Source organism: Nesterenkonia sp. HG001, assembly GCF_034438835.1.
Taxonomy (GTDB): Bacteria; Actinomycetota; Actinomycetes; order Actinomycetales; family Micrococcaceae; genus Nesterenkonia; species Nesterenkonia xinjiangensis.
Genome location: NZ_JAOSZD010000005.1, coordinates 280,571 through 303,741, shown reverse-complemented (window position 1 = coordinate 303,741; position 23,171 = coordinate 280,571). Strand labels below are relative to the sequence as shown.

Below are 23,171 nucleotides of genomic sequence, written 5' to 3'. Positions count from 1 at the left end.
CCGAGAGGTTGCCCATGACTGGTGCCCGTCCCCAGGCCGCCCCCGGCGGCGCAGACTTGATGATGGTCGAGGCAGACTGGAAGCGCGCGCTCGACCACTGGCAGTCGCGCCCGGCGGCGGCCCTCTTGGTCGAGGGTGAGCACGGTGCGCCGAGCGAACGCTTCATCCAGGAGCTGGCCCGAGCGACCGGAACCCGCCTGCATCTGCTCGGCGCCGACGGGAGGGTTACGGCTGAGGCGGTCTCCACCGTGGTCTCCACCGTGCTGTGCCCCCACCTGGAGACGCCTGCCCACGGGCCCGGAGCCGTCCTGGTACCCGGAGCGGACCGACTCGACACGAGTTCGCTGACCGCGCTGGATGGCCTGCTGCGGCAGGAACGCGTGCCCGTGATGCTGACCTGTTGGCCCGGTTCGGACTTCGGGTATCGCTTCGCCCGGGTCGCGGGTGCGCCGCGAGGGCTTCGCGTGAGCCTGGACATGCTCCCGGTTGCCGCGACCCAGCGGCTGCTCACGCGGCTCCTGGGCGTCCCTCCCACCCAGACCCTGACCCGCTACCTCCACCAGGTCTCCGGGGGACATGTCCTCGAGCTGGAGGACGTGGTGGAGGTCGGACTCGTCGAGGGTTGGATCAGCGCCGCCGGCCGGCGGGCGTCGATCGCGCGACTGCCGGACTGGCTGGATCGGCGCACGGCGCGTGGGACGGTCCGCAGACTTCGGGAGGGCACGACGCCCGTGGGCCTCGACGTGCTTCAGCAACTCGCCGAGCTTGGGCCGCGCGACCTCTCCTCGCTGGCCGCAGACTCCACGACGCGGGACGCGGTCTTCGGGCTGGAAGCGGCAGGTCTGGTCGTCCTGGACCGTTCCACGGTCGGGCTCAGCTGTGCCGCGCACCAGCATGCCCTCTCCTGCGACACCGAGAGGTCGGAACGGTCGCGCGGTGAGCCGGCGCCGGAGTCCGCGCTGGGTAGGGCGCTGCGCGGTGAGCCGGTCGGGGAGGAGGAGGGAATCACCAGAGCCTCGCACCTGCTGCGCAACGGGCTCCTGTCCCAGATGCGGGTGCTGCTGCGCCGCATGGATGCCCATGATCCCCGGGTGTCCTGTCTCGAGGCAGCCGCTCTGGCCGCACAGGGGGCACCGGCTGCAGGACTTGCGGTGTTGGACGCCGGGGATCCTCCCGTGACTGGCGGCATCGCGACCCTCGCTCACGAGCTGCGGAGCTTCATCCGTTTCGGCCTCCTCGACGACCAGGGTGACCCGTCAGGGCCGCGATCAGACCTCAGCGGGCGGCTGTGCACTTTCCGCGAGACCCGGGCCACGGAGTATCTGCGACGCTTCTGCGCCCCGGCTCCGGGCTCGTGGGCCCCGGTCATGGGCGACACGACCCTCATCGGTGATCTGCAGCCCCTCCAGGTGGAGACCTGCACCCTGCTCGCACTCGATGCCTATGCCGCTGCGCTGGCCGACCACAGGGTCAGGGCCCGCACGGCGCTCCAGGCTCTCGAGCAGTTCGGTGAGCAGGGGATCCCCCTGGTGTGCCTGTCCTGGGTCGCCGAACGGGTCAGCGTCGCCCGTGTGCTGCTCGACGCCGAGGATTCGGTGCTCCCCGAGGACTGGCGCACCCGGCAGGTCCCGGAGCGCACGCTCGCCATGGCCCTGGCCGTCGGCATCGTCGAGGTGTTCCGCGACGTCGTCCGCGGGGTCCGCCCGGAGAGCCTGCACGGCCGTCTGGAGGATCTCTGGAGCGAGTTCGAGGCCGGAGGGCCGGGCGGCCACGTCACGCGCATGCAGCTGGAGGCGCTGGACTTCCTCATCGACGGGGAGCGATCGAGGGATCTCATCGGGCCGCCAGGGGTCGCGGTGACGAGGGTGGGGGAGTCTTACGGGGATGCCTGGGTGACGGCGATGCTCGGGCTGGCGCGGCTGCTCCACGCCCCGGCTGAGGCCGTCGGCTCCCTCGTCCGGTCCCAGACGAGCGATGAAGCGACCGTCCCGGGGGTGCGTCGTCTCATGCTCCGCTGTCTGGCGCTGCGGCGCGCGCGGGAACTCGCGACGACGGACCTCGTCCTGCTGCTGCAGGCCTGCCGACGGGTCGACGTCGAGGAGGAGATCCTGGACATGCTCTCTGCGCACATCGCAGGAGATGCAATCCAGATCAGGGCCTCCATACAGCGGCTGGGGACGAGCCATCCCCGGCTGCATGTCTGGGAGCATCTTGACAGCTCGGGGGAGGGCCCCCTGCGGTGGAACGCGGTCTATGCGACGTTGTCGCCCCGTGAGCGAGAGACGGTCGCGCTTCTGATGAATGGGCTCCAATCCGCCGATGTGGCTGAGAGGCTGGGGATCAGCCCCCGCACGGTGCAGACCCATATCCGTCACGTGTACCGGAAGCTCGGCGTGGGCTCCCGCACGGCACTGCGTGCCCTTCTCACCCGGGGGAGTCCTCGCTGATGCTGATGCCGCCCCTTCTTGTGGAGGCCCCGGACTTCCGCCCCTCCCGTGCACTGGCGGAGGCCCTGCTCACCGTCGACGACTACGACGTGGCCGCCGTGATGATCCCGGCCCTCTGGGGCGCCGACGAGCTGCTCGGCGAATTGGCGGGGCGGACCCGAGTGCATCGGCTGCGCCACGACGCCACATCGGGGGAGTCTCTCGCCTCAGCACTCGGGCCGCCAGGGGTGGAGAATGACGCGGGCGCAGTGGGCTTCATCGTTGTCCAGCACCCTGCAGAGCTGGAGGAACGGCGGTTCAGCGAGCTGCTGGAGTTCGTGTCCGGCCGGCCCCTGACCGTGTTGCTGATCCTGCGGAGCCAGCAGGACCTGCCGGAGTCGGTCATCCGGCACGGACGCACCGGCCGGGTGGTGACTCTTGCCGTGCGGGCGCTCACGCCGGAGGACACCGTTCGTGCGATGGTCCGAGAGCTGGGTGGTCCGGTGACCTCGCTGGCGGCCCGGCGCACGGTGCTGCTCAGCGGAGGCCACCCCCAAGCGGTGAACATGGTGCTCGACCGGGCGCGTCGCACCCAGGTGCTGAGACCAGTCGACGGTGTCTGGAGGTGGGAGCCCGAGGAGCCCGCCTTCCGCCGCAGGCTGGCCGAAGAGCTTCCGGAGCTGATGCGTGGCTTGGAGGAGAAGGAGCATGAGCTCCTCCGCCTGATCTCCTGTGCCTGGCGACTGCCGGAGTCCTGGGCGGTCCGGGAGTTCGGAGTCTGCGTAGTGGACAGTCTGCGGGCGCAGGGCCTCATCGGTGTGGATGCCCCGGCTCCTCATGGCCCTCCGGAGCTCAGGATCACCTCGGAGCTGCTGGAGAGCGGCATCGCCGACCGGATGCGCCCTGCCGAATCGGCTCGCCTCTGGCATGTCATGGGGGCGACGGTCCCCCGGGTCGGGATCGGCGCGACGGCCGAGATCGGCCTGATCTGGTGGGCGGCACGCGTGGGGGAGCAGGTCGGTGTCGAGGAGGCGCTGCGAGCGGCACGCGGGGCGGTCTCACGTTCCTGGTACGGGCCGGCGATAGCGGTGCTGGACGCGATGGCGGAGGATCCCGGCCCGACGGGGCGTGTGCTCCGTGTTCGCGCCATGCTCGGACTGGGACGCGTGCGGGAGGCGGTCCAGGATCTCGGGCGGCTCGTCCGGCACTCTCCGGGGGACACCGCCCCGTCCTCCGAGTGGCTCGACGCGCTGCGGCAGGGGCTCCTCCTGGCGCGTAGGCTGAGCCTCTTCCAGCCGGCTGCGGCGGACCCGCTGGTCCAGCAGCTCTCCGCGGTGCTGGGGCCGGGGACGACTCCGACACTCGACCGGATCGTGGGCACAGCCGACGATGCCGTCTGCCCCGGTGACCCCGAAGACGTCGAAGGCGCCCGCCGGTGGCTCCAGGAAGTGCGCCGGATCCACCAGGAGGCCCCCTGTGACGAGGCTGCCGTGGCTCAGCTCCATGTCGGCGCCCGCCTCGGTCTCGGACGGCATCCGGACCTCGGACGCCTGGTCCTATCCTTGCTGCTCGACCAGCTGGCCCGTGAAGGTGGCCGGCCGGATGTCGAGGAGGCCGCACACAGCCTTCTGCTGATGATCACCATGGTCACGGGGTGGCATACGGACACCCTGCGCCTCGACGTCGGGACCTGGCGTCACGGGGCCGCGAACCCGGCGACGGGCGCCGCGGTGGCCGACACGGTCGGGGCCGTCGCCGCTATGCAGGAGGACCGCATGCACACCGCCGCCCAGTTCGCCGTCTCGGCGATGGCGTCCTGGGAGCGGGACGACCCCTATGGCCTTCTGCCGTTCGCCTCCGCCGTGCACGCCGCCTGCGCCTCGTACGTGGACCCTGAGGTCGCCGCCGAGGCTCATCGTGATCTGCGTCTCCGTGGGCTCGAGGAGTCTGCGGGCTTCCCGGCGCTGCGCCTGGCCACTGCCGGAATGGCCCTGGTAGGGAGCGGCCCCGGTGCCTTCGAGGTCGCCGATGCCCTCGTGCGGCTCGCGGAGCGTGCCCGTGAGGCAGGGGAGTGGGCCCAGGAGCAGCAGCTGCTCCTGCTCGGAGTGCTCAGCGGCTGGCCCCCCGCTGCTGAGGCGATCGGGGAGTCATCGTGGGGGCGCAGCACGGGCCGGGCCCGCATGATCGGGATCCTCGGGGAAGCGATGATCACGGAGTCCGACACGAGGGCCCTGGAGATCGCGGATGTGCTGCTGCAGGCCGGGGCCAGGTTCTTCGGTCTGGCGGTGCTCATGGTCCGTTGGCAGAGACGCCATGAACTCGACCTGTCCCAGCGGGCCTGGATCGTGCGGACCGTGCTGGAGGAGCGGAGACGGGCGCCGGAGGGCTCGTGGGTGTTGAGCACCTTCACCGAGCTCGACCTCTCGTCCCGGGAGGAGCAGGTCCTCGGGCTGTTGCGCCGCGGCGAGCCGACCCGCCAGGTGGCCCGCGTCCTGAGACTGTCGCCACGTACGGTGGAGGCCACGATCTCCCAGCTGCTCCAGCGGTTCTCCTGTCGGAACCGCATGGAGCTGATGGAACTCGGACTGGTGGACCTGGAATGACAGGGGACGTCCCGGCCGGACGGTGACGTCCCATGGGATCATGGGACCCATGTCAGAGACCCGCCCCGCCGACCCCGCCGACCCCGCCGACCCTGAAGGCGCTGACACGGTCCAGCAGCTCGGAGAGGACGTGGTCCTCGCGGCCCTGCGCGAGGTCATCGATGCCCACAACGCTCACAACGCCCCTGATGCCCATCGTGCCCAGGCCCCTCCTGGGCGAGGGGTGCCGGTGGGCATGCCTGTGGGTCCGGGCGACGACGCCGCAGTGCTCCGGCTGGAGGACCCTCGGCTGGTGGCCACCACCGACACCATGTCCCAGGACCAGGACTTCCGTCCCGGCTGGTGGGCCTATCCCGCCGAGGCCGCGCATGCCGTCGGGACCAAGGCCGCGGCTCAGAACCTCTCGGACCTCAGCGCCATGGGCGCTCGTCCGGTCGCACTGTTGGTGAGCCTCACTCTGCCTCCGCAGACCCGCCTGGACTGGGCAGTGGGCGTCATGTCCGGGATTGCGGCGGCGGCCACGGCGCCCGGCGCTGCGGGGTGTGTGATCGCCGGCGGGGACCTCGGCTCCGGCGATGTCGTGTCGGTGACCATCACGGCCCTGGGGACGCCCACCGGGGCGAGGAGCCTGCTGCGCTCGGGGGCGCGGCCGGGAGATCAGCTGGCCGTGTGCGGGCCGCTGGGTCGGGCCGCCGCCGGTCTGGCGGTGTTGGAAGGGGAGGTGTCGCCCGCGCGGGGCGCCGAATCTCTGCTGGAGGCCTGCCTCGATGCCCAGCGCCGTCCCGCCCCGGACCTGACGGCGGGGCCCCGGGCGCTGGCCTCCGGCGCGACCGCGGGACTTGACGTCTCCGATGGGCTGCTGCGCGACGCGGACCGGCTGGCCCGGGCGTCCGAGGTCGCCCTCGTCCTCGAGGAGCAGACTCTTGCCGAGGAGATCACTGCGCTGGGCCGTCTGGACGCGCACAGCTCCCGCGGGTGGGTGCTCGGCGGGGGAGAGGACTATGCCCTGCTCGCGACCTTCCCCGGTGAGGTCGACCTGCCCGAGGGTTTCCGTCGGATAGGAGAGGTGCGCAGATGCGACGGTGCCCCCGGCGTGTTCGCCGGGGGCACCGTCAGCGCGGGATGGGACTCGCTCCGGCAGGGCGCGGGGCCCGCCTCGAGGTCCGGCTCTCAGTCCTGCGGGAAGTGACGGCCGAGCTGGGCGAAGGTCCAGCCGGCGCCCTCCCACTGCGCGGCGTCGAGCACGTGGCGGGCGTCCAGGAAGTTCTTCGCGGCCACCACTCCGTCCAGGTCGGCGGGAGTCAATGCCTTGAACTCATCCCATTCGGTGGTCAGCACCACCAGATCGGCGTCCTGGGCGGCTTCGGCCAGGGAGTCCACATAGCCCAGGCGCGGGAAGCGCTTCGCGGCGTTCGCATTGCCCTCCGGATCATGGACGAAGACCTCGGCGCCGGAGTTGAACAACCGGTTGGCCACATCCAGACCGGGGGAGTCGCGCACGTCGTCCGAGAGCGGCTTGAAGCTCACCCCGAGGACAGCGATGCGGCGCCCGCTGAGGTCCCCCAGGATCTGCTCGGCGAGGGTGACGACCCGGTCGCGGCGTCGCAGGTTGATCTGGTCCATCTCATTGAGGAAGTTCATCGTGTGGTCCAGGCCGAGCTCGGAGACCCTGGTCTGCAGGGCGCGGATGTCCTTGGGCAGGCAGCCGCCGCCGAAGCCGACCCCCGCGTTGAGGAACTTCCGACCGATGCGGGCGTCGTGTCCGATCGCGTCCGCCAAGGTGCGGATGTCACCGCCGACGGTCTCGGTGACCTCGGAGAAGGCGTTGATGAAGGAGATCTTGGTGGCCAGGAAGGCGTTGGCGGCGACCTTGACCAGCTCGGCGGTCTCGAAGTCGGTGGCGACCCACGGCGTCTCGCGGCTCAGCGCGTCGGCGTAGACCTCGCGCAGCGTGGCCTCGTCCTCGGGGGAGTCCGTGCCGACCACCAGGCGGTCCGGGCGCAGCGTGTCCTGCACCGCGAAGCCTTCGCGGAGGAACTCGGGGTTCCAGGCCAGGGCGACCCTGACCCCGTCGCGGGACTCTTCGGCGACCAGGTCGCGCAGCCGCCTGGCGGTGCCGACCGGCACGGTCGACTTGCCGACGATCAGCGCGTCCTTGGTGATGGCGCGTGCGAGTCCGGCGGCGGCCGTGTCGACGAACGTCATGTCCGCCCCGGTGCCGCCGCTCTGCTGGGGAGTGCCCACCGCGATGAAATGGATGTCCGCCCAGCTGCCGACCGCGTCGAGGTCGGTGGTGAAGCGCAACCTGCCCGAGTCCACGTGGCGGCGGATGAGCTCCGGCAGGCCGGGTTCATGGAAGGGCAGCTCCCCGCGCGAGAGGCGTTCGATCTTCTCCGGGTCGACGTCGACTCCGACGACGTCGAAGCCGAGCTCCGCCATGCACGCCGCGTGCGTGGCGCCCAGATATCCGGTACCGATGACACTGATGTTCTTGATCACGGACCCATCATAGGTGCGTGAGCGGGGGAGCCGGCGGCACAACGTCCGGGCGGCGGGTCTGTGACGATCCAGGCGTCCGAGGCCGCTGCGCGAGGGGGGCGGCGACGTCGGCGGCGACCTCAGGGGCGCCCGGGATCCTCTCCGAGTCCGTGCTCGGCGGCGTCGGGGTTCTTCCGGACCATCTCGGTCAGCTGATGAGCGGCCTGGACGACCACTTCAGCGTGCTGACGGCCCGGCTGGCGGGTCAGCCGCTCGATGGGCCCGGAGATGGACACGGCGGCGATCACCCGGCCGGAGGGGCCGCGCACCGGCGCCGAGACCGAGGCGACGCCGGGCTCGCGCTCGCCCAGCGATTCTCCCCAGCCGCGTCGACGTACCCCGGCCAGCACCGTGGGGGTGAAGCGAGCCCCCTGGAGTCCTTCGACGAGGCGCTCGTGGTCCTCCCAGGCGAGGAGCACCTGGGCGGCCGAACCGGCTCGCATCGACAGCTGGGTCCCGATCGGAATGGAGTCGCGCAGTCCGATGGGGCGCTCCGCGGAGGCCACGCAGACCCGCGCATCGCCCTGCCGGCGGTACAGCTGGGAGCTCTCGCCCGTGGCGTCACGCAGCCGCAGCAGGATCGGCCCGGCGGCGGAGACGAGCCGGTCGTCACCGGCGGCGGAGGCGAGTTCGGCCAGTCGGGAGCCGATCACGTAGCGGCCACGGACATCTCGGCTGAGGAAGCGGTGATGGATCAGCGCCGAGGCCAGCCGGTGGACCGTGGGGCGGGCCAGCCCGGTGCATTCCACGAGCTGGGCCAGGGAGGCCGGGCCGGCCTCCAGGGCGTCGAGGATGAGGACCGACTTGTCCACCACGCCGATTCCTGAGGGGGAGTGCAGCGGGCGGGGCGGGCCCAGCGGCGGGTCCGCGGGGCGGGCCGGGTCAGCTGCGCGTCCGCGCGGCGGGGCGGTGCCGGGCCGCTGGGGGCCGGACGCGGAGGCGGCGGGTCGGGAGGCTCGGGGTCGGGGAGCACCGGCTCGAGGGCTGGACATGGACCACATCATACTGCGAATCCGAGGAAATATCTCAGATAGTGAGACCTGATGCCGCGCCGGGTCCTGAGCTGTGGGTCGCCGATTCGGCTCCCGCTGTTCATATAGTGAGACCCGGGCGTCTAGGTCTGGATACCGCCTGGCAACGATGCTTCTGTAGTGGTATAGGGCCGACCTCAGGAGGATCCCATGGAGGACAAGCCGCTGACGATGGCGGAGAAGGTGTGGCATGAGCATGTCGTCGTGCCCGGCGAGGAGAAGGGCGGGCAGCGCACGCCTGACCTGCTCTACATCGACCTGCATCTCGTCCACGAGGTGACCTCCCCGCAGGCCTTCGAAGGGCTGCGGCTCGCCGGTCGTGAGGTCCGCCGTCCCGATCTCACGATCGCCACCGAGGACCACAACACCCCCACGCTGGAGATCGACAAGCCGATCGCCGATCCGATCAGCCGCAAGCAGGTGGACACCCTGCGCGCCAACGCTGTGGAGTTCGGCATCAGGCTGCACTCGCTCGGCGACGACGATCAGGGCATCGTCCACGTCGTGGGCCCGCAGCTCGGGCTCACTCAGCCTGGGATGACGGTGGTCTGCGGCGATTCCCACACCTCCACCCACGGCGCCTTCGGCGCGCTGGCCATGGGCATCGGCACCTCAGAGGTCGAGCATGTGATGGCCACCCAGACGCTCTCGCTCAAGCCGTTCAAGACCATGGCCATCACGGTCGAGGGCACGCTGAAGCCCGGGGTCAGCTCCAAGGACATCATCCTCGCGGTGATCGCGAAGATCGGCACCGGCGGCGGACAGGGCTATGTGCTCGAGTATCGCGGCTCCGCCATCGAGCAGCTCTCCATGGACGCCCGGATGACGATCTGCAACATGTCCATCGAGGCCGGCGCCCGAGCCGGCATGATCGGCCCGGACGAGATCACCTTCGACTACATCAAGGGGCGCCCCCACGCTCCTGAAGGCGAGGACTGGGACGCCGCCGTCGAGAACTGGCGCTCGCTGCGCACCGACGAGGGCGCGGAGTTCGACGCCGAGGTCGTCATCGACGCCGACGAGCTGGAGCCCTTCGTCACCTGGGGCACCAACCCCGGCCAGGGGGTGAGCCTCTCCGACGCCGTGCCGGCGCCGGAGAACTTCGACGACCCGGGGGACCGCGACTCCGCAGAGCGCGCTCTGAAGTACATGGACCTCACCCCCGGCACGCCGATGCGGGACATCCGGGTGGACACCGTCTTCCTGGGCTCCTGCACCAATTCCCGCATGGAGGACCTGCACGCCGCCGCGGAGATCATCCGAGGCCGCGAGAAGGACCCGCAGGTGCGCATGATCGTGGTGCCGGGATCCCAGCGGGTGCGCCTGCAGGCGGAGGCGGAAGGGCTGGACCAGGTGTTCAAGGACTTCGGCGCCGAATGGCGCTTCGCGGGCTGCTCCATGTGTCTGGGCATGAACCCGGACCAGCTGCAGCCGGGGGAGCGCTGTGCCTCCACCTCGAACCGCAACTTCGAGGGCCGCCAGGGCAAGGGCGGCCGCACCCATCTGGTGTCTCCTGTGGTCGCCGCCGCGACCGCGGTGCGCGGCACGCTGTCCGCCCCCTCTGACATCCTGGCCCCCGCGCCGCAGCCGGCCTGAGCCGGCGTCCCCCACGAGGAGCTGAATCGAGCATGGAACCCATCATCCGGCACACCGGCGTCGGCGTCCCGCTGCGCGCCTCCAACGTGGACACCGACCAGATCATCCCGGCGGTGTACCTGAAGCGGATCACCCGCACCGGCTTCGAGGACGCGCTGTTCTCCTCCTGGCGCAGGGATCCTGAGTTCATCCTGAACCAGGACGCCTACCGCGAGGGCACAGTGCTGGTCGCCGGTCCCGACTTCGGCACCGGATCCTCGCGCGAGCACGCCGTGTGGGCGCTCAAGGACTACGGATTCCGTGTGATCATCGCCTCACGCTTCGCCGACATCTTCCGCGGCAACTCCGGAAAGCAGGGGCTGGTCACGGCCCAGGTGGCCCAGCCCGACGTCGAGCTCATCTGGAAGGAGCTCGAGAAGGAGCCCGGCGCCGAGGTGGAGGTGGACCTGGAGGCCCGCACCGTGCGCTGCGGTTCGGTGGAGTCGACCTTCGAGATCGACGACTACACCCGCTGGCGTCTCATGGAAGGCTTCGACGACATCTCGCTGACGCTCACCCACGCCGAGGACATCTCGCGATTCGAGGCGACGCGTCCCCGCTGGAAGCCCAGGACGCTCCCGGCCCGGATCTGATCCCTCCGGGGCAGTGACCTGGATCGCCGTGATGCTGGGGATCCGCTGGGAACCGGCTGGGAAGATCCCCCGTCATGGAATCGTTGCCTTCCCGCGTGGCTGAATTGTCCGACGGCGTCCACGACGTTGGATACAGTGGCAAGGCCACATCTCCTGTGCATCACGAAGGGATCGTCGAGTCACTATGGCCAAACTGCTCACCATCCAGGGTGGAAAGCCCCTCGAGGGCAGCGTCCGGGTCCGCGGCGCGAAGAACCTCGTGCCGAAGGCCATGGTCGCCTCTCTGCTCGGCAGCGAACCTTCGAAGCTCCGCAACGTGCCGGAGATCAAGGACGTCGAGATCGTCACGAATCTGTTGACCATCCACGGGGTGACCGTCGACGTCGAGCCGGAGACCGGTGACCTCACCCTGGACCCGCGGCAGATGCGCAATGCGGAGCATTCCGAGATCGACACCCATGCGGGCGACTCGCGCATCCCGATCCTCTTCTGCGGTCCCCTGATGCATAAGAACGGGGAGGCCTTCATCCCGGATCTGGGTGGCTGCCGCATCGGCGACCGCCCGATCGACTACCACCTGGAGGTCCTGCGGACCTTCGGCGCCGTCGTCGACAAGCAGGTCACCGGCATCCATATCACCGCGCCCAAGGGCCTCAAGGGTGCCAAGCTCGACCTTCCCTACCCCTCGGTGGGCGCCACTGAGCAGGTGCTGCTCACCGCCGTCATGGCTGAGGGCATCACGGAGCTGAAGAACGCCGCGGTGGAGCCCGAGATCCACGACCTCATCGCGATCCTGCAGCAGATGGGCGCGATCATCTCGGTCAACACCGACCGGACGATCCGCATCGAGGGAGTGGACCGGCTCAGCGGATTCCGGCACCGGGCGATCCCGGACCGCAACGAGTCCGCCTCTTGGGCCTCCGCCGCGCTGGTCACCCGCGGTGACATCTACGTCCACGGTGCGGCCCAGCGCGACCTCACCGCCTTCCTGAACACCTACCGGAAGATCGGCGGGGAATTCGAGGTCGACGACGACGGCATCCGCTTCTGGCACGCCGGGGACCCGCTGAAGCCCCTCGTCCTGGAGACCGACGTCCACCCGGGCTTCATGACCGACTGGCAGCAGCCGATGGTCGTCGCGCTCACCCAGGCCCATGGGGTCTCCATCGTCCACGAGACCGTCTACGAGAACCGCTTCGGATTCACCGAGGCGCTCAAACGGATGGGAGCCTCCATCCAGCTCCACCGTGAATGCCTGGGGTCCAACCCCTGCCGCTTCGGCCAGCGGAACTTCCTGCACTCGGCCGTCATCTCCGGGCCCTCCGAGCTGAAGGGCACCGACATCGACGTGCCCGACCTGCGCGGGGGCTTCTCCCACCTCATCGCGGCACTCGCCGCCCAGGGCACCTCTCGCGTCACCGGCATCGAGATCATCAACCGCGGCTATGAGCGGTTCATCGACAAGATCGCCGGACTCGGCGCTGACGTCGAGATGACTGGCCGCTGAGGCTGGGTAGGCTCTCTGCTGTGACACCTCCTCGCCACACCCCGACCTCGCTCAGCATCCGTGCCGCCGCAAACGCGGTGCGCCCAGCCCTGAACCTGGTCCTGAGCAAGCAGTGGGACGGCCTGGACCGACTTCCGCGCGGGGGCTTCATCGCGGTGGCCAACCACATCACTGAGATCGACCCGCTGGTGGTCGCCCACGCCGTGTACAGCAGCGGCAGCACCCCGCACTTCCTGGCCAAGGACTCGCTGTTCAGGATCCCGGTGTTCGGCGGCATGCTGGGCCGACTGGAGCAGATCCCCGTGGCGCGGGACCAGCGGGGCGCGCAACGGTCCCTCCACCAGGCCCGTGAGGCCCTGGCGGCAGGCGGAGCCATCGTCATCTATCCCGAAGGGACGCTCACCCGGGACCCTCAGCTGTGGCCCATGCGTGCCAAGACCGGCGCCGCTCGCCTGGCGCTGAGCACCGGGGTCCCCGTCGTGCCGATCACCCATTGGGGAGTCCAGGGTCTGCTGGCTCCCTACGGGAAGGTCCCCAGGATCCTGCCACGCCCCCGGTACCGGCTGCGCGTGGGGGATCCGGTGGATGTCGCCGACCTACGGGAGCTCCCCAGCACGCGCAAGGTGCTGGCCCGGGCCACCGAGCGCATCGAGGATGCACTCACCGAAGGAGTGGCCGCACTGCGCGGCGAGGAGCCGCCCGAACTCATCTGGGACCGCGCGCTGCGCCAGCGGGTCCCGCGTCGTCAGGTCCAGGAAGGGTGATCCATGAACGTGCAGAACATCGCCCGGCAGGCTGAACCGTCCTCCGGGGCGCAGCACGGCGCCCGGATCGCGGTGCTGGGCGCCGGCAGCTGGGGCACCACGTTCGCGAAGGTCCTCGGCGATGCGGCCCGATCCTCCGGCAGCCCGATCGAGGTCGTGCTGTGGGCCCGCCGCGAGGAGGTCGCCCGAGAGATCACCGGGAACCACACGAACACCTCCTACCTGGGTGGCGTCCCTCTGCCCGAGTGCGTGCGCGCGACCACCGACATCGCCGAAGCGGTGACGGACGCGGAGGTCGTCGTCCTGGCCGTGCCGGCCCAGTCGCTGCGCTCGCACCTGACCGCCGTGGGAGAGGTGCTGGACGACGAGGCCGTGCTGGTCTCTCTGATCAAGGGTCTCGAGCGCGGCACCGACATGCGCATGTCCGAGGTGATCGCCGAGGAGCTCGGCGTGGGGCCTGCGCGCGTCGCCGTCGTCTCCGGGCCCAACCTGGCCATGGAGATCGCCCGGGAGGAGCCCACCGCCTCGGTGGTCGCCTGCGCGGAGGTGTCCGTGGCCGAGCGGATCGCCGCACTGTGCAACAACGCCTACTTCCGGCCCTACACGAACACCGACGTCGTCGGAGTGGAGATCGCCGGCATCGTCAAGAACGTCATCGCCCTGGCCGTGGGCATCTGCGACGGCCAGCGCCTCGGGGACAACTCCAAGGCCTCGGTGATCACCCGCGGCCTGGCCGAGACCACACGGCTGGCCAGCGTCCTGGGCGGCCAGCTGGAGACCTTCTCCGGGCTGGCCGGGCTGGGCGACCTTGTGGCCACCTGCGCCTCGCCGCTGTCCCGCAATCGCAGCGCCGGCCGGCTCCTCGGAGACGGCCTGACCGCCGAGCAGGTCACCGCCGAGCTGACCCAGACCGCCGAAGGGATGAAGTCAGGCTCGGCCGTGGTCGACCTGGCGCGCCGCCACGGCGTGGAGATGCCGATCTCTGAGGCGGTCGTGGCCGTACTCGAGGGCACGCTCGCGGTGGACCGCATCGCCTCGCTGCTGCTGGCCCGAGACCTCAAAGCCGAAGGGAAGTGACCCTCTCCATGCCTGAACCAGTGCAGCCCGGACCTGCTCAGCCTCGCCCTCGTGTGCTCGTCCTCTACGGCGGCCGCTCCTCGGAGCACGCGGTCTCCTGCGTGACCGCAGCCGGAGTGCTCAAGGCCGTGGACGAGGAGCAGTTCGACGTCGTGCCGGTGGGGATCACGGCCTCCGGCCAGTGGACCCGCCCCACCGTGGATCCGCGGACCCACACCTTCAACGGCGGGGCCCTGCCCCGAGTGGCGCCGACCGCCTCCACGGTGACGCTGCACGGCGGCGCCGACGGGGCCGGAGCCCGCACCGGCGAGCTGCTCGAGGTCGGTCCTGCCGGCGAGAGCACGCTGCTGGGACCTGTCGACGTCGTGCTGCCCCTGCTGCACGGGCCCTTCGGCGAGGACGGCACCCTGCAGGGGATGCTGGAGTCCGTCGGGGTGCCCTACGTGGGCGCCGGGGTGCTGGCTTCGGCCGTGGGCATGGACAAGCACTTCATGAAGGTCGCCTTCGAAGCCGCCGGACTGACGGTGGGCCGGTACGAGACGCTGAGCGCCCGACAGTGGCGCCGCGACCCGCAGGCGGCGCTGGACCGGGTGCGTCGGCTCGAGCTGCCGGTGTTCGTCAAGCCTGCACGCGCCGGCTCCTCCGTGGGGATCACCCGCGTGGACGCCTGGGAACAGCTCGACGAGGCAGTGGCGCTCGCGCAGAAGCACGACCCCAAGGTGGTCATCGAAGAGGGCATCTCCGGCCGTGAGATCGAGTGCGGCGTCCTGGACGGTCGCGAGGGGGAGTCCCCGCGCGCCTCGCAGCTGGGGGAGATCGTCGTCCACGACGGCGGCGAATCCCATCAGTTCTATGACTTCACGGCCAAGTACACAGACTCTGCGGCGGCCGACCTCAGCTGTCCTGCGGACCTGCCGGCGGAGGTCGCCGAGGAGATCCGGCGGCAGGCGGTGATCGCCTTCGAAGCGGTGGACGCCGAGGGCATCTCCCGGGTGGACTTCTTCTACACCGATGCCGGGGAGATCGTGATCAATGAGATCAACACCATGCCCGGCTTCACTCCGATCAGCATGTACCCGCAGATGTGGAGAGCCACTGGGATCGACTACTCGGAGCTGATCACCGAGCTGATCACCCTGGCTCTTCAGCGTCCTGTCGGTCTTCGCTGACGTCCGAGCCGTCCGCGGTGTCCTCGATGTCCTGCTCGGTGGAGGTGCATTCGCGGGTCTGATCGATCCGCTCCACTGCTCCGGAGAGCGCCAGCATCACCGTCGAGGATGGGACCTCTTCGACATCGAGCAGCACCTCCACCGCGGGCTGCCGGCCGTAGCTGATCAGCCGCCAGTCGGCTGAGCCCTCCTCCAGCGCGAGCCAGTCGACGCCGTCGGCGCTCACACAGTGCTCCGGGCTGGGGCCCGGCGGCTCCACTCCGCAGCGCACGACCACCTGACTCGGGTCGCCCCAGACCGCGGTGCCCTGCGAGTCGGTCTCGCGCTGGTCGTGTTCGCCGATCACCTCCGGCAGGGCCAGCATCACCTGGGCGCACAGCGGGTCGGCGGCGTGCGGGGCGGGCTCCACAGAGGCCACGCCCCCGGAGCAGGCGGTCAGTGTCGCGACGACGGGAATCAGGGTCGGGACGTGCAGTCGGCGGCGGCTCGAGTCGGTCCGGAGAACGGGCATGCACGACACCGTAGCTGAGCGGCCCACGGAAGGGCTGTCACGGCTCGTCACAGTTCTGGCATATCCTGGGACGACGTCGACCCGTTCATTGCACGTCGACCGTCGGACGCCGTTCGCGGGGAGACCCGCCGTCCGACGGCAGGGGCGCGCCCAGCTGAGGAGCACATATGGCAGAAGAGACCGTCGATACGGCGCGTCAGAGACGGAAGAAGCGCAGCCGGATCACCATCGGCATCGTGCTGGGTTCCTTGGTGATCCTGGTCGCAGGCGCGCTCGTCGCCGCGCTGATGTATCTGAACTCGCTCTCCCGGAGCTACGAGGACAATGTCCAGACCTTCGCCGAGGAGGATGTCTTCCCGGACGAGGAGGGGCGTCCCGCCAAGGACGACGACTCGATCAACGTCCTGCTGATCGGTTCGGACGACCATGGCGGCTCCGGCGAGTCCGAGGACCTTCCTCGGGTGCCGCAGGGTGGGCGCTCCGACACGATGATGCTGGTGCACATCCCGGAGGACCGGGACAGCCTGCAGGTGATGTCCATCCCGCGTGACCTCTGGGTCGAGGTGCCTGAGCACGGTTGGCACAAGGTCAACGCGCCGCTGGCGCTCGGTGGGATCGCGCTGACCGTCGACACCCTCGAGGGCCTGTTCGACGTGCGCATCGACCATGTCACCTCGGTGGACATGCTTGGCTTCATCGGCCTGGTCGAGGCCCTGGGGGGAGTGGACGTCAACTCCAGCTACTCCGAGGCCTTCACCACCGGGGAGGGGCACACCTTCGAACCGGGCGTGCAGCACATGGACTCCGAGCAGGCGCTCTCCTTCGTGCGGCACCGCGCGACGTTCCCCGACGGGGACCTGCAGCGAGTGCGTAATCAGCAGGCCTTCATCCGCGCGGTGGTCCAGGAGTCGCTCTCTCCCTCGAACCTGACCAACCCCGGCCAGGTGCAGGACATGGTAGAGACCTTCTCGCCGCATCTGGTGGTCGACGACACCCTGGACGCTCGGGCCGTGGGCTCGCTGGCCTGGCAGATGCGCGGCGCCGCCGGAGACATCCAGCTCTTCACGCTCCCGACCGGCGACTCCGGACGTTCTCCCGACGGCCAGTGGATCTGGAACCAGGACACCCAGTCGATGGCGGAGATCTCCGAGGCCCTGAACGACGGCACGCTCCAGGAGTACGTGGACGAGCGCGACCTCTAGCGCCGCCGGCACCAGAACGCAGCACGAGGAGGACCATGAGGGGCAAGGTCAAGGGCCGCCAGGCGGTGCAGGGCTGGTTCGCGCTCGCGGAGCAGTCCCTCGACGCCCGAAGGGGCCAGCTGGACCTGCTCAACGTGTTCCCCGTCCCGGACTCGGACACGGGGACGAACATGCTCGCCGCGGTGCGCACCTGTCGTCGTGCTGTGGAGAGCTCCGAGCAGGAGGATCTGGGCGAGCTGCTGGCCGCTGTGGGATCTTCGGCCATGGTGGAGGCCCACGGCAACTCCGGGACCCTGCTGGCGGTGCTGCTCTCCGGCATCGCCGAGCCCCTCCATGGGCATCAGCGGCTCACCGCGCCCGGGCTGGCCGACGGTCTGGAACGGGCCAGCCTGCGGGCGTGGAGCGCCCTGTCCGAACCCGTGGCCGGGACCATGCTTTCGGTGCTCGACGCCATCGCCGCGGAGATCCGTTCCAGCGCCCTCACCGCCGAGGAGCCGGAGAGCCGCGCCGCGCTCGAGGAATGTCTGCACCGGGCGCTGCGCTCCGGTCGAGCCGCGGTGGAGGCCACCGTGGATCAGCTGGACGTGCTGCGCGCCGCCGGGGTGGTCGACGCCGGCGGCACCGGCCTGCTGCTGATCTTCGATGCGCTGCGTGCCACGGTCTGTGGGGAGGAGCTCGCCGAGGACCTCCTGGACGGGCTGCCCGGTCTGCTCGGACCGGCGCCGCAGGAGCCCGTCGGCGCCGCTCAGGATGGGTCCCCCACGGGCCCTGCCGCGTCCACGTCCCCGCAGCAGACCGAGCATGCCGCCGCGAGCCGCCTGGTGGAGATCATGGCCACCGTCCGCCTGGACCCGCTCGGCGCCGCGTCGCTGCGGCACCGGCTCGATGAGCTCGGGGATTCGGTCATCATCACCCCCGTCGACGTCGAGGCGGATGCCGCGGGAGCCTACCGCTGGCGAGTGCACGTCCACACCGCCCGGCGTGGGCCCACTGCTGAGGCGATCCGCGCCGCCGGTTCGGTCGAGGCGCTCACCCTCACGGAGCTCGGCGGATGAGCGGACACGGACCGCACACGCCGCTGGACCGGCTGCTCGGTGAGGCCTCCGCGCGCACTCTGGAACGTGAGCTCGGACTGCGCACCGCTGAAGATCTGCTCGAGCACATCCCGCGCCGCTGGGTCGAGCACGGGCAGCTCTCCTCACTGGCCGAGCTGCGCGAGGACGAGCACGTGACCTTCGTTGCCCGGGTGGTCAGCTCGTCCAAACGGCGCATGCAGCGTCGCCGCGGCTTCCTGGTGGAGGTGCTCGTCGAGGACGACGACGGCGTCCGTCTCCAGATGGCCTTCTTCCAGGGACACGGGGCCTTCCGTGATCTGAACTCCGGGGTCCGGGCGATGTTCCACGGCAAGGTCGGCAGCTATGGGGGCCGGCTGACCCTGAACAATCCCGACTATTCGGTCCTGCGGGAGGACGCCGAGGAGCCGCCGGGGCTCCCCGCCCATGGACCGTCGGGCGCTCCGCTGCCGGGGGAGGGGCGGACCACTCCGGTCCCGTTGTATCCGGCCACGGCGAAGGTCTCGAGCTGGGAGATCTACCGCTGCGTGCGACTGGTGCTGGAGATGGTCGACCTCGACACCTGGCCGGATCCGGTGCCTGTCGAGGTGGCCGACTCTGAGGACCTCTGCGGTCTGGCCACCGCCTACCTGCTGATCCACCGGCCCGCGCGCATGGAGGACCCCGCTGAGGGGCTGCGTCGGCTGCGATTCCAGGAGGCCTTCCTGCTGCAGGCGCTGCTGGCCCGGCGTCGTGCGGTGGCGGGTCCCGGCGTCGGGCACCCGCGGCCGCGTCGCGAGGGCGGGCTGCTCGGGGTCTTCGAGGCCGCCCTGCCCTTCACCCTCACCGCCGGACAGCGAGGCTGCGGGGAGCTGATCGCCGCGGATCTGGCCGGCGCCGAGCCGATGAACCGCCTGCTGCAGGGCGAGGTCGGCTCCGGCAAGACGCTGGTGGCGCTGCGTGCGATGCTCCAGGTCGTGGACGCCGGGGGGCAGGCGGCCCTGGTCGCGCCCACGGAGGTGCTGGCCGCCCAGCACGAGCGGTCGCTGCGGGGGATGCTCGGTGCGTTGGCCGGCACGGATCTGCTCTCGGCCTGGGACAGCCCGGATGACGCCCCGGCGGTGAAGGTCACTCTGCTGACCGGCTCGATGAGCACCGGGGAGCGTCGACAGGCGCTGCTGGACATCGCCTCCGGAGCGGCGGGCATCGTCGTCGGCACCCACGCGCTGCTGGGGGAGAAGGTCCAGTTCGCCGACCTGGGGATAGTCGTCGTCGACGAGCAGCATCGTTTCGGCGTCGAGCAGCGTGACGCTCTGCGGCACCGCTATACGGTCACCCCGCACATGCTGGTCATGTCGGCCACCCCGATCCCTCGATCGGTCGCGATGACGGTGTTCGGCGATCTCGAGCTGACCGTCCTGGACGGGCTGCCGGCCGGCCGGCAGCCGATCCGCACCCATGTGGCTCGGATGGTCCAGGGCCCGCGGGTCATCGGCCGGGTCTGGGAGCGCATCGCTGAAGAGGTCGCCGCCGGGCATCAGGCCTATGTGGTCTGCCCGAAGATCTCCGAGTCGGACCAGCGCGAGGATCCGGAGACCGGGGTACAGATCGAGCAGGACGCCTCCGTGGAGCTGCTCGCCGAGCGGCTCGCGGAGCATCCGCTGATCGGCAGACTGCGCCTGGCCAGCCTGCACGGTCGGATGGACGCGACCCAGAAGGAGGCGGTGATGACGGCCTTCGAACGCGGAGAGATCGATGTGCTGCTCTCCACCACCGTCATCGAGGTCGGGGTGGACGTCCCCAACGCCACCGTGATGGCGGTGCTCGACGCCGACGCCTTCGGCATCTCCACGCTGCATCAGCTCCGCGGCCGCATCGGCCGCGGTTCCGCGCAGGGTCTCTGTCTGCTGGTCACCCGGCTGCCGGACGAGCACCCGTCCCTGGAGCGTCTGGAGGAGGTCGCCGCGCACAGCGACGGCATGGAGCTGGCTCGGCTGGACCTCCAGCGTCGGCGCGAGGGCGATGTGCTCGGCGCTTCCCAGGCCGGCCGCAGCACCACGCTGAAACTGCTGCGCATCGTCCGGGACGAGCAGGTCATCGCCGGTGCCGCCGACCACGTGCAGGCCATGACGGCGGCAGATCCGCAGTGGGAGGGCCACGCCGCGCTGCGGGAGGCGATCGACGCCTGGATCGCCCGCAGCGACGGTGCCGACGCCTACCTGGAGCGCGGCTGAGCCGAGCCGGCCGACACCCCGGACGGCCGACACCCCGCACGACCGACACCCCGCACGACCGACATCCCGCACGACCGACAGAGAGGCGCATCAGTGGCGCGTATCATCGCCGGCACGCATAAGGGCCGCCGTCTGGCGTCGGTCCCCGGGGAGGGGACTCGGCCCACGAGCGATCGGGTCAAGGAGTCGCTGTTCTCCCGGCTCGAGGTCTATGACGCCCTCGAGGACGCCGTCGTCGTGGACCTCTTCGCCGGCTCGGGGGCGCTGGGGCTGGAGGCGCTCAGCCGCGGCGCCCGCCACGTGGAGCTGGTGGACCGGGCCGAACCCGCGCTGCGCACCCTGCAGCGCAACGTGACGTTCTTCGAGGCGCACCGGGCCACAGTGCACCGCTGTGACGCGCTGCGTCACCTGCAGCGGCGTGACGACGCGCCGATCGAGCTGCTCTTCCTCGACCCGCCCTACGCCCTCGAGGAGCAGGAGCTCACGGCTCTGCTGTCCGCGGCGGTCCCGCAGCTCCATCCCGCGGCCACAGTGGTGGTCGAGCGAGACGCCCGGAGCCCGGAGCCCAGCTGGCCGGAAGGCCTGGAACGTTTCCAGGAGCGCGCCTACGGCACCACTCAGATCTGGTTCGCCGAGCCCTCCTGAGCCGCGAGCCAGACCTGAAGCTCATGCCCGCTGAGCACCTCGCACGGATGTGGTCCGGCGGCCCAGATCGCCTCGGCGGCGCGGGACCGGATCGGAGCGTCGGCGACGGCGACCACCAGGTTCCCCGCGACGGCGCCTTCGAGGACATCGGCAGGGGCGGTGACCAGGCACCGTACGGCCTCCCCGGCCGCGGCGCCGGACACCAGCCGGCTGATCAGCGGGCGGGCGAAGGCCAGTCCCGGCTCGTCACCCAGGTTCATCACCAGCACCCCGCCGGGGGCCACGATCGCTCCGAGCCTGCGGCAGAACTGCGTGGAGGTGACCGCCTCGGGGGCGTCGGCACTGTTGAAGAGGTCGACGACGACGGCGTCGTGGTGACGTCCGGCCAGCGCCCCGCTGGGAGCCAGGGCTGCGGCGGCGTCCGCGACGATCGTGTGCGGGCGGGTGCGCATCGGCAGCGTCTCGAGCACGAAATCCATCAGCTCGGGCTCGAGGTCCAGCACGATCTGCTCGGGGGCGGGCAGGTGTCGTTCTGCAGCTCGGTGCTCCACCCAGCGCGGCAGGGTCAGGGCCCCGGCGCCGAGGTGCAGCACGCGCCGTCCTCTGGTCGAGGCGGTGCCGTCTCCCAGCGCGTCGAGCACCGCGCCGATCCGCACCGTGTAGTCATGCAGCAGCCAGCCGGGGTCGTCCGTCTCCACATGGGACTGCTCGACGCCGTCGATGGTCAGCACCACTCCGGCCTCGGTGAGATCGTCGGCTCGCAGCTCGGCCAGAGTGCCCGAGCCGGAGAGCCCGATGCTGCGCGGGAGGGTGTGCGGCGGGCTGGGTGTCGGCGTCCGCGCCGCGGGGTTCTCCTCGGGGTGGACCATGGTGCTCAGCCCAATGCCGCGGGAAGGCGCTCGCGCAGTCGGCGCATGGCCTCCTCGATGGTCCGCGGCTCCTTGCAGAACGCGAAGCGGACCAGTCGCTGCAGCTCGTCGTCCGTGCTGGCGCGATGCTGGATGGTCAGCGCGGCGACCGGAATCGCGGCGACGCCGACCTCGCGCGTCAGCACCTCGCAGAACTGCGGGCCGGAGAGCTCGGTGACCTCGGCGATGTCGGCGACCACGAAGTACCCGGCCTCCGCCCGATTCGGGCGCAGCCCGGCCTCCCGGAGGCCCCCGCGCAGCAGGTCCCGGCCGGCGGCGAGCGCGGCGGCGTTGGCGGCGAAGAACCCGCGGTCATCACGCAGGCCCTGGGCGATCGCCCACTGGTAGGCGGGTCCCGAGGAGAAGCTGAGGAACTGCTTGACCCCGCGCACTTTGTTGAGCAGCTCCGTGGAGCCGGTGATCCAGCCGACCTTCCAGCCGGTGAGCGAGAAGGACTTTCCGGCCGAGCCCACGGCGACGGCCACCTCCTGAGCGCCGGGGACCGAGAGGATCGTGCGGTGGCGATGGGTGGCGTCGTCGAAGACCAGGTGCTCATAGACCTCGTCACACATGATGCGCAGCCCATGGCGCCGGGCGATGTCGACCACCCGGCGCAGCTCCTCCGGGCTGAAGACCGTTCCCGTCGGGTTGTGGGGGGTGTTGAGCAGGATGAGCGATGTCCGGTCCGTGACGGCGGCCTCCAGGGCGTCGACGTCCGGGCGGAAGTCCGGTGCGCGCAACGGCACGCCCTTCAGCTCGGCGCCGGCCAGGGCGGTGCAGGCGCCGTAGGAGTCGTAGTGCGGCTCGAAGGTCAGGACCTCGGAGCCGGGTTCGGCGAAGGCCAGGATCGCCGCCGTGATGCCCTCTGTGGCGCCGGTGGTGATCATGACCTGCTCGGCGGGGTCCAGGGTGACGTCGTATCGCCGCCGGTGGTCCTCGGCGACGGCTTCGCGCAGCACCGGCAGTCCGAGTCCGGGGGCGTACTGGTTCGGCGGGCCCACCTGCGGATCCGTGATGGCCTCCGCGGCGGCGGCCTGGAGCCAATCCGGACCCTCCCGGTCAGGGAAGCCCTGTCCGAGGTTCACGGCATCATGGGCCAGGGCGGCGGCGGTGGTGCGCTCATAGATGGTGGGCAGCACCGTGGCGGTCTCGAAGTCGAACGTGTTGGCCCCGATCGCCGCCTTGGCCCAGAGGGGGCGGTGGTCCAAGGGGACGCGGGAGAGGGCGGCGGAGGCGGATTCAGACTGGTGGCCGGAGCGGGAGAGCATGCCTCCCA

The 23,171-nt window shown here is 70.6% G+C and carries 18 protein-coding genes; 13 read left to right on the top strand and 5 right to left on the bottom strand.

Annotated features, from left to right (window positions below; all coding sequences use genetic code 11):
* The first annotated feature begins 14 nt into the window (after positions 1 to 14).
* The 3 genes from ODE13_RS10910 to thiL are packed head-to-tail and all read left to right on the top strand — an operon-like array spanning position 15 to position 6,218.
* Positions 15 to 2,447 (top strand): helix-turn-helix transcriptional regulator, encoded by a 2,433-nt coding sequence (locus ODE13_RS10910; protein WP_322479289.1) that lies wholly within the window; start codon positions 15 to 17, stop codon positions 2,445 to 2,447.
* Between the two features lie 5 nt (positions 2,448 to 2,452).
* Positions 2,453 to 5,029 carry a LuxR C-terminal-related transcriptional regulator gene (locus ODE13_RS10905; RefSeq protein ID WP_322479288.1) on the top strand — a complete coding sequence of 859 codons (2,577 nt, stop codon included), beginning with the start codon at positions 2,453 to 2,455 and terminating at the stop codon, positions 5,027 to 5,029.
* Positions 5,030 to 5,078: 49 nt separating this feature from the next.
* Positions 5,079 to 6,218 carry a thiamine-phosphate kinase gene (gene thiL / locus ODE13_RS10900; protein ID WP_322479287.1) on the top strand — a complete coding sequence of 380 codons (1,140 nt, stop codon included), beginning with the start codon at positions 5,079 to 5,081 and terminating at the stop codon, positions 6,216 to 6,218.
* Here thiL and ODE13_RS10895 read toward each other — a convergent pair.
* The gene (locus tag ODE13_RS10895; protein WP_322479286.1) at positions 6,200 to 7,528 is read right to left on the bottom strand and encodes a UDP-glucose/GDP-mannose dehydrogenase family protein; all 1,329 of its coding nucleotides are present in this window, start codon (positions 7,526 to 7,528) and stop codon (positions 6,200 to 6,202) included. The two genes, thiL and ODE13_RS10895, sit on opposite strands and share 19 nt — an antisense overlap.
* Before the next feature lie 119 nt (positions 7,529 to 7,647).
* Positions 7,648 to 8,559, bottom strand: a complete 912-nt coding sequence (locus tag ODE13_RS10890; RefSeq protein ID WP_416210662.1) for an IclR family transcriptional regulator — start codon at positions 8,557 to 8,559, stop codon at positions 7,648 to 7,650.
* A gap of 189 nt (positions 8,560 to 8,748) precedes the next feature.
* Between ODE13_RS10890 and leuC the strand changes: the two genes are divergently transcribed.
* The 6 genes from leuC to ODE13_RS10860 all read left to right on the top strand — a co-directional run bounded on the left by leuC (position 8,749) and on the right by ODE13_RS10860 (position 15,343).
* Entirely contained in the window at positions 8,749 to 10,194 is a 1,446-nt protein-coding gene (gene leuC / locus ODE13_RS10885; protein ID WP_322479285.1) for a 3-isopropylmalate dehydratase large subunit, read from the top strand.
* A 32-nt stretch (positions 10,195 to 10,226) separates the two neighbouring features.
* The gene (gene leuD, locus ODE13_RS10880) at positions 10,227 to 10,826 is read left to right on the top strand and encodes a 3-isopropylmalate dehydratase small subunit (RefSeq protein WP_322479284.1); all 600 of its coding nucleotides are present in this window, start codon (positions 10,227 to 10,229) and stop codon (positions 10,824 to 10,826) included.
* A gap of 184 nt (positions 10,827 to 11,010) precedes the next feature.
* Positions 11,011 to 12,333 carry a UDP-N-acetylglucosamine 1-carboxyvinyltransferase gene (gene murA / locus ODE13_RS10875; protein WP_322479283.1) on the top strand — a complete coding sequence of 441 codons (1,323 nt, stop codon included), beginning with the start codon at positions 11,011 to 11,013 and terminating at the stop codon, positions 12,331 to 12,333.
* 20 nt (positions 12,334 to 12,353) lie between these two features.
* Entirely contained in the window at positions 12,354 to 13,097 is a 744-nt protein-coding gene (locus ODE13_RS10870; RefSeq protein ID WP_322479282.1) for a lysophospholipid acyltransferase family protein, read from the top strand.
* Between the two features lie 3 nt (positions 13,098 to 13,100).
* Positions 13,101 to 14,174: an NAD(P)H-dependent glycerol-3-phosphate dehydrogenase gene (locus ODE13_RS10865; protein WP_322479281.1), complete on the top strand. Its 1,074-nt coding sequence runs from the start codon at positions 13,101 to 13,103 to the stop codon at positions 14,172 to 14,174.
* 8 nt (positions 14,175 to 14,182) lie between these two features.
* Positions 14,183 to 15,343 (top strand): D-alanine--D-alanine ligase family protein, encoded by a 1,161-nt coding sequence (locus tag ODE13_RS10860; protein WP_322479280.1) that lies wholly within the window; start codon positions 14,183 to 14,185, stop codon positions 15,341 to 15,343.
* Here the strand turns inward: ODE13_RS10860 and ODE13_RS10855 are convergent.
* A complete protein-coding gene (locus ODE13_RS10855; RefSeq protein ID WP_322479279.1) occupies positions 15,306 to 15,854 on the bottom strand; it encodes a DUF3515 domain-containing protein in 549 nt (182 codons plus the stop codon). The genes ODE13_RS10860 and ODE13_RS10855 overlap by 38 nt on opposite strands.
* A gap of 167 nt (positions 15,855 to 16,021) precedes the next feature.
* Here ODE13_RS10855 and ODE13_RS10850 point away from each other — a divergent pair, with 167 nt between their 5' ends.
* The 4 genes from ODE13_RS10850 to rsmD all read left to right on the top strand — a co-directional run bounded on the left by ODE13_RS10850 (position 16,022) and on the right by rsmD (position 20,987).
* Positions 16,022 to 17,056, top strand: coding sequence for an LCP family protein (locus ODE13_RS10850; protein ID WP_322479278.1), 1,035 nt, complete (start codon positions 16,022 to 16,024; stop codon positions 17,054 to 17,056).
* A gap of 35 nt (positions 17,057 to 17,091) precedes the next feature.
* On the top strand, positions 17,092 to 18,111 hold the full coding sequence (locus ODE13_RS10845; RefSeq protein WP_322479277.1) for a DAK2 domain-containing protein: 1,020 nt from the start codon (positions 17,092 to 17,094) through the stop codon (positions 18,109 to 18,111).
* Positions 18,108 to 20,342, top strand: a complete 2,235-nt coding sequence (locus tag ODE13_RS10840; protein ID WP_322479276.1) for an ATP-dependent DNA helicase RecG — start codon at positions 18,108 to 18,110, stop codon at positions 20,340 to 20,342. Before ODE13_RS10845 ends, ODE13_RS10840 begins: the two co-directional genes overlap by 4 nt.
* A 93-nt stretch (positions 20,343 to 20,435) precedes the next feature.
* The gene (rsmD, locus tag ODE13_RS10835; protein ID WP_322479275.1) at positions 20,436 to 20,987 is read left to right on the top strand and encodes a 16S rRNA (guanine(966)-N(2))-methyltransferase RsmD; all 552 of its coding nucleotides are present in this window, start codon (positions 20,436 to 20,438) and stop codon (positions 20,985 to 20,987) included.
* Here the strand turns inward: rsmD and ODE13_RS10830 are convergent.
* Positions 20,960 to 21,856, bottom strand: a complete 897-nt coding sequence (locus ODE13_RS10830) for a fused MFS/spermidine synthase (RefSeq protein ID WP_322479274.1) — start codon at positions 21,854 to 21,856, stop codon at positions 20,960 to 20,962. The two genes, rsmD and ODE13_RS10830, sit on opposite strands and share 28 nt — an antisense overlap.
* 5 nt (positions 21,857 to 21,861) lie before the next feature.
* The gene (locus ODE13_RS10825; protein WP_322479273.1) at positions 21,862 to 23,163 is read right to left on the bottom strand and encodes an aminotransferase class I/II-fold pyridoxal phosphate-dependent enzyme; all 1,302 of its coding nucleotides are present in this window, start codon (positions 23,161 to 23,163) and stop codon (positions 21,862 to 21,864) included.
* Between the last annotated feature and the right edge of the window lie 8 nt (positions 23,164 to 23,171).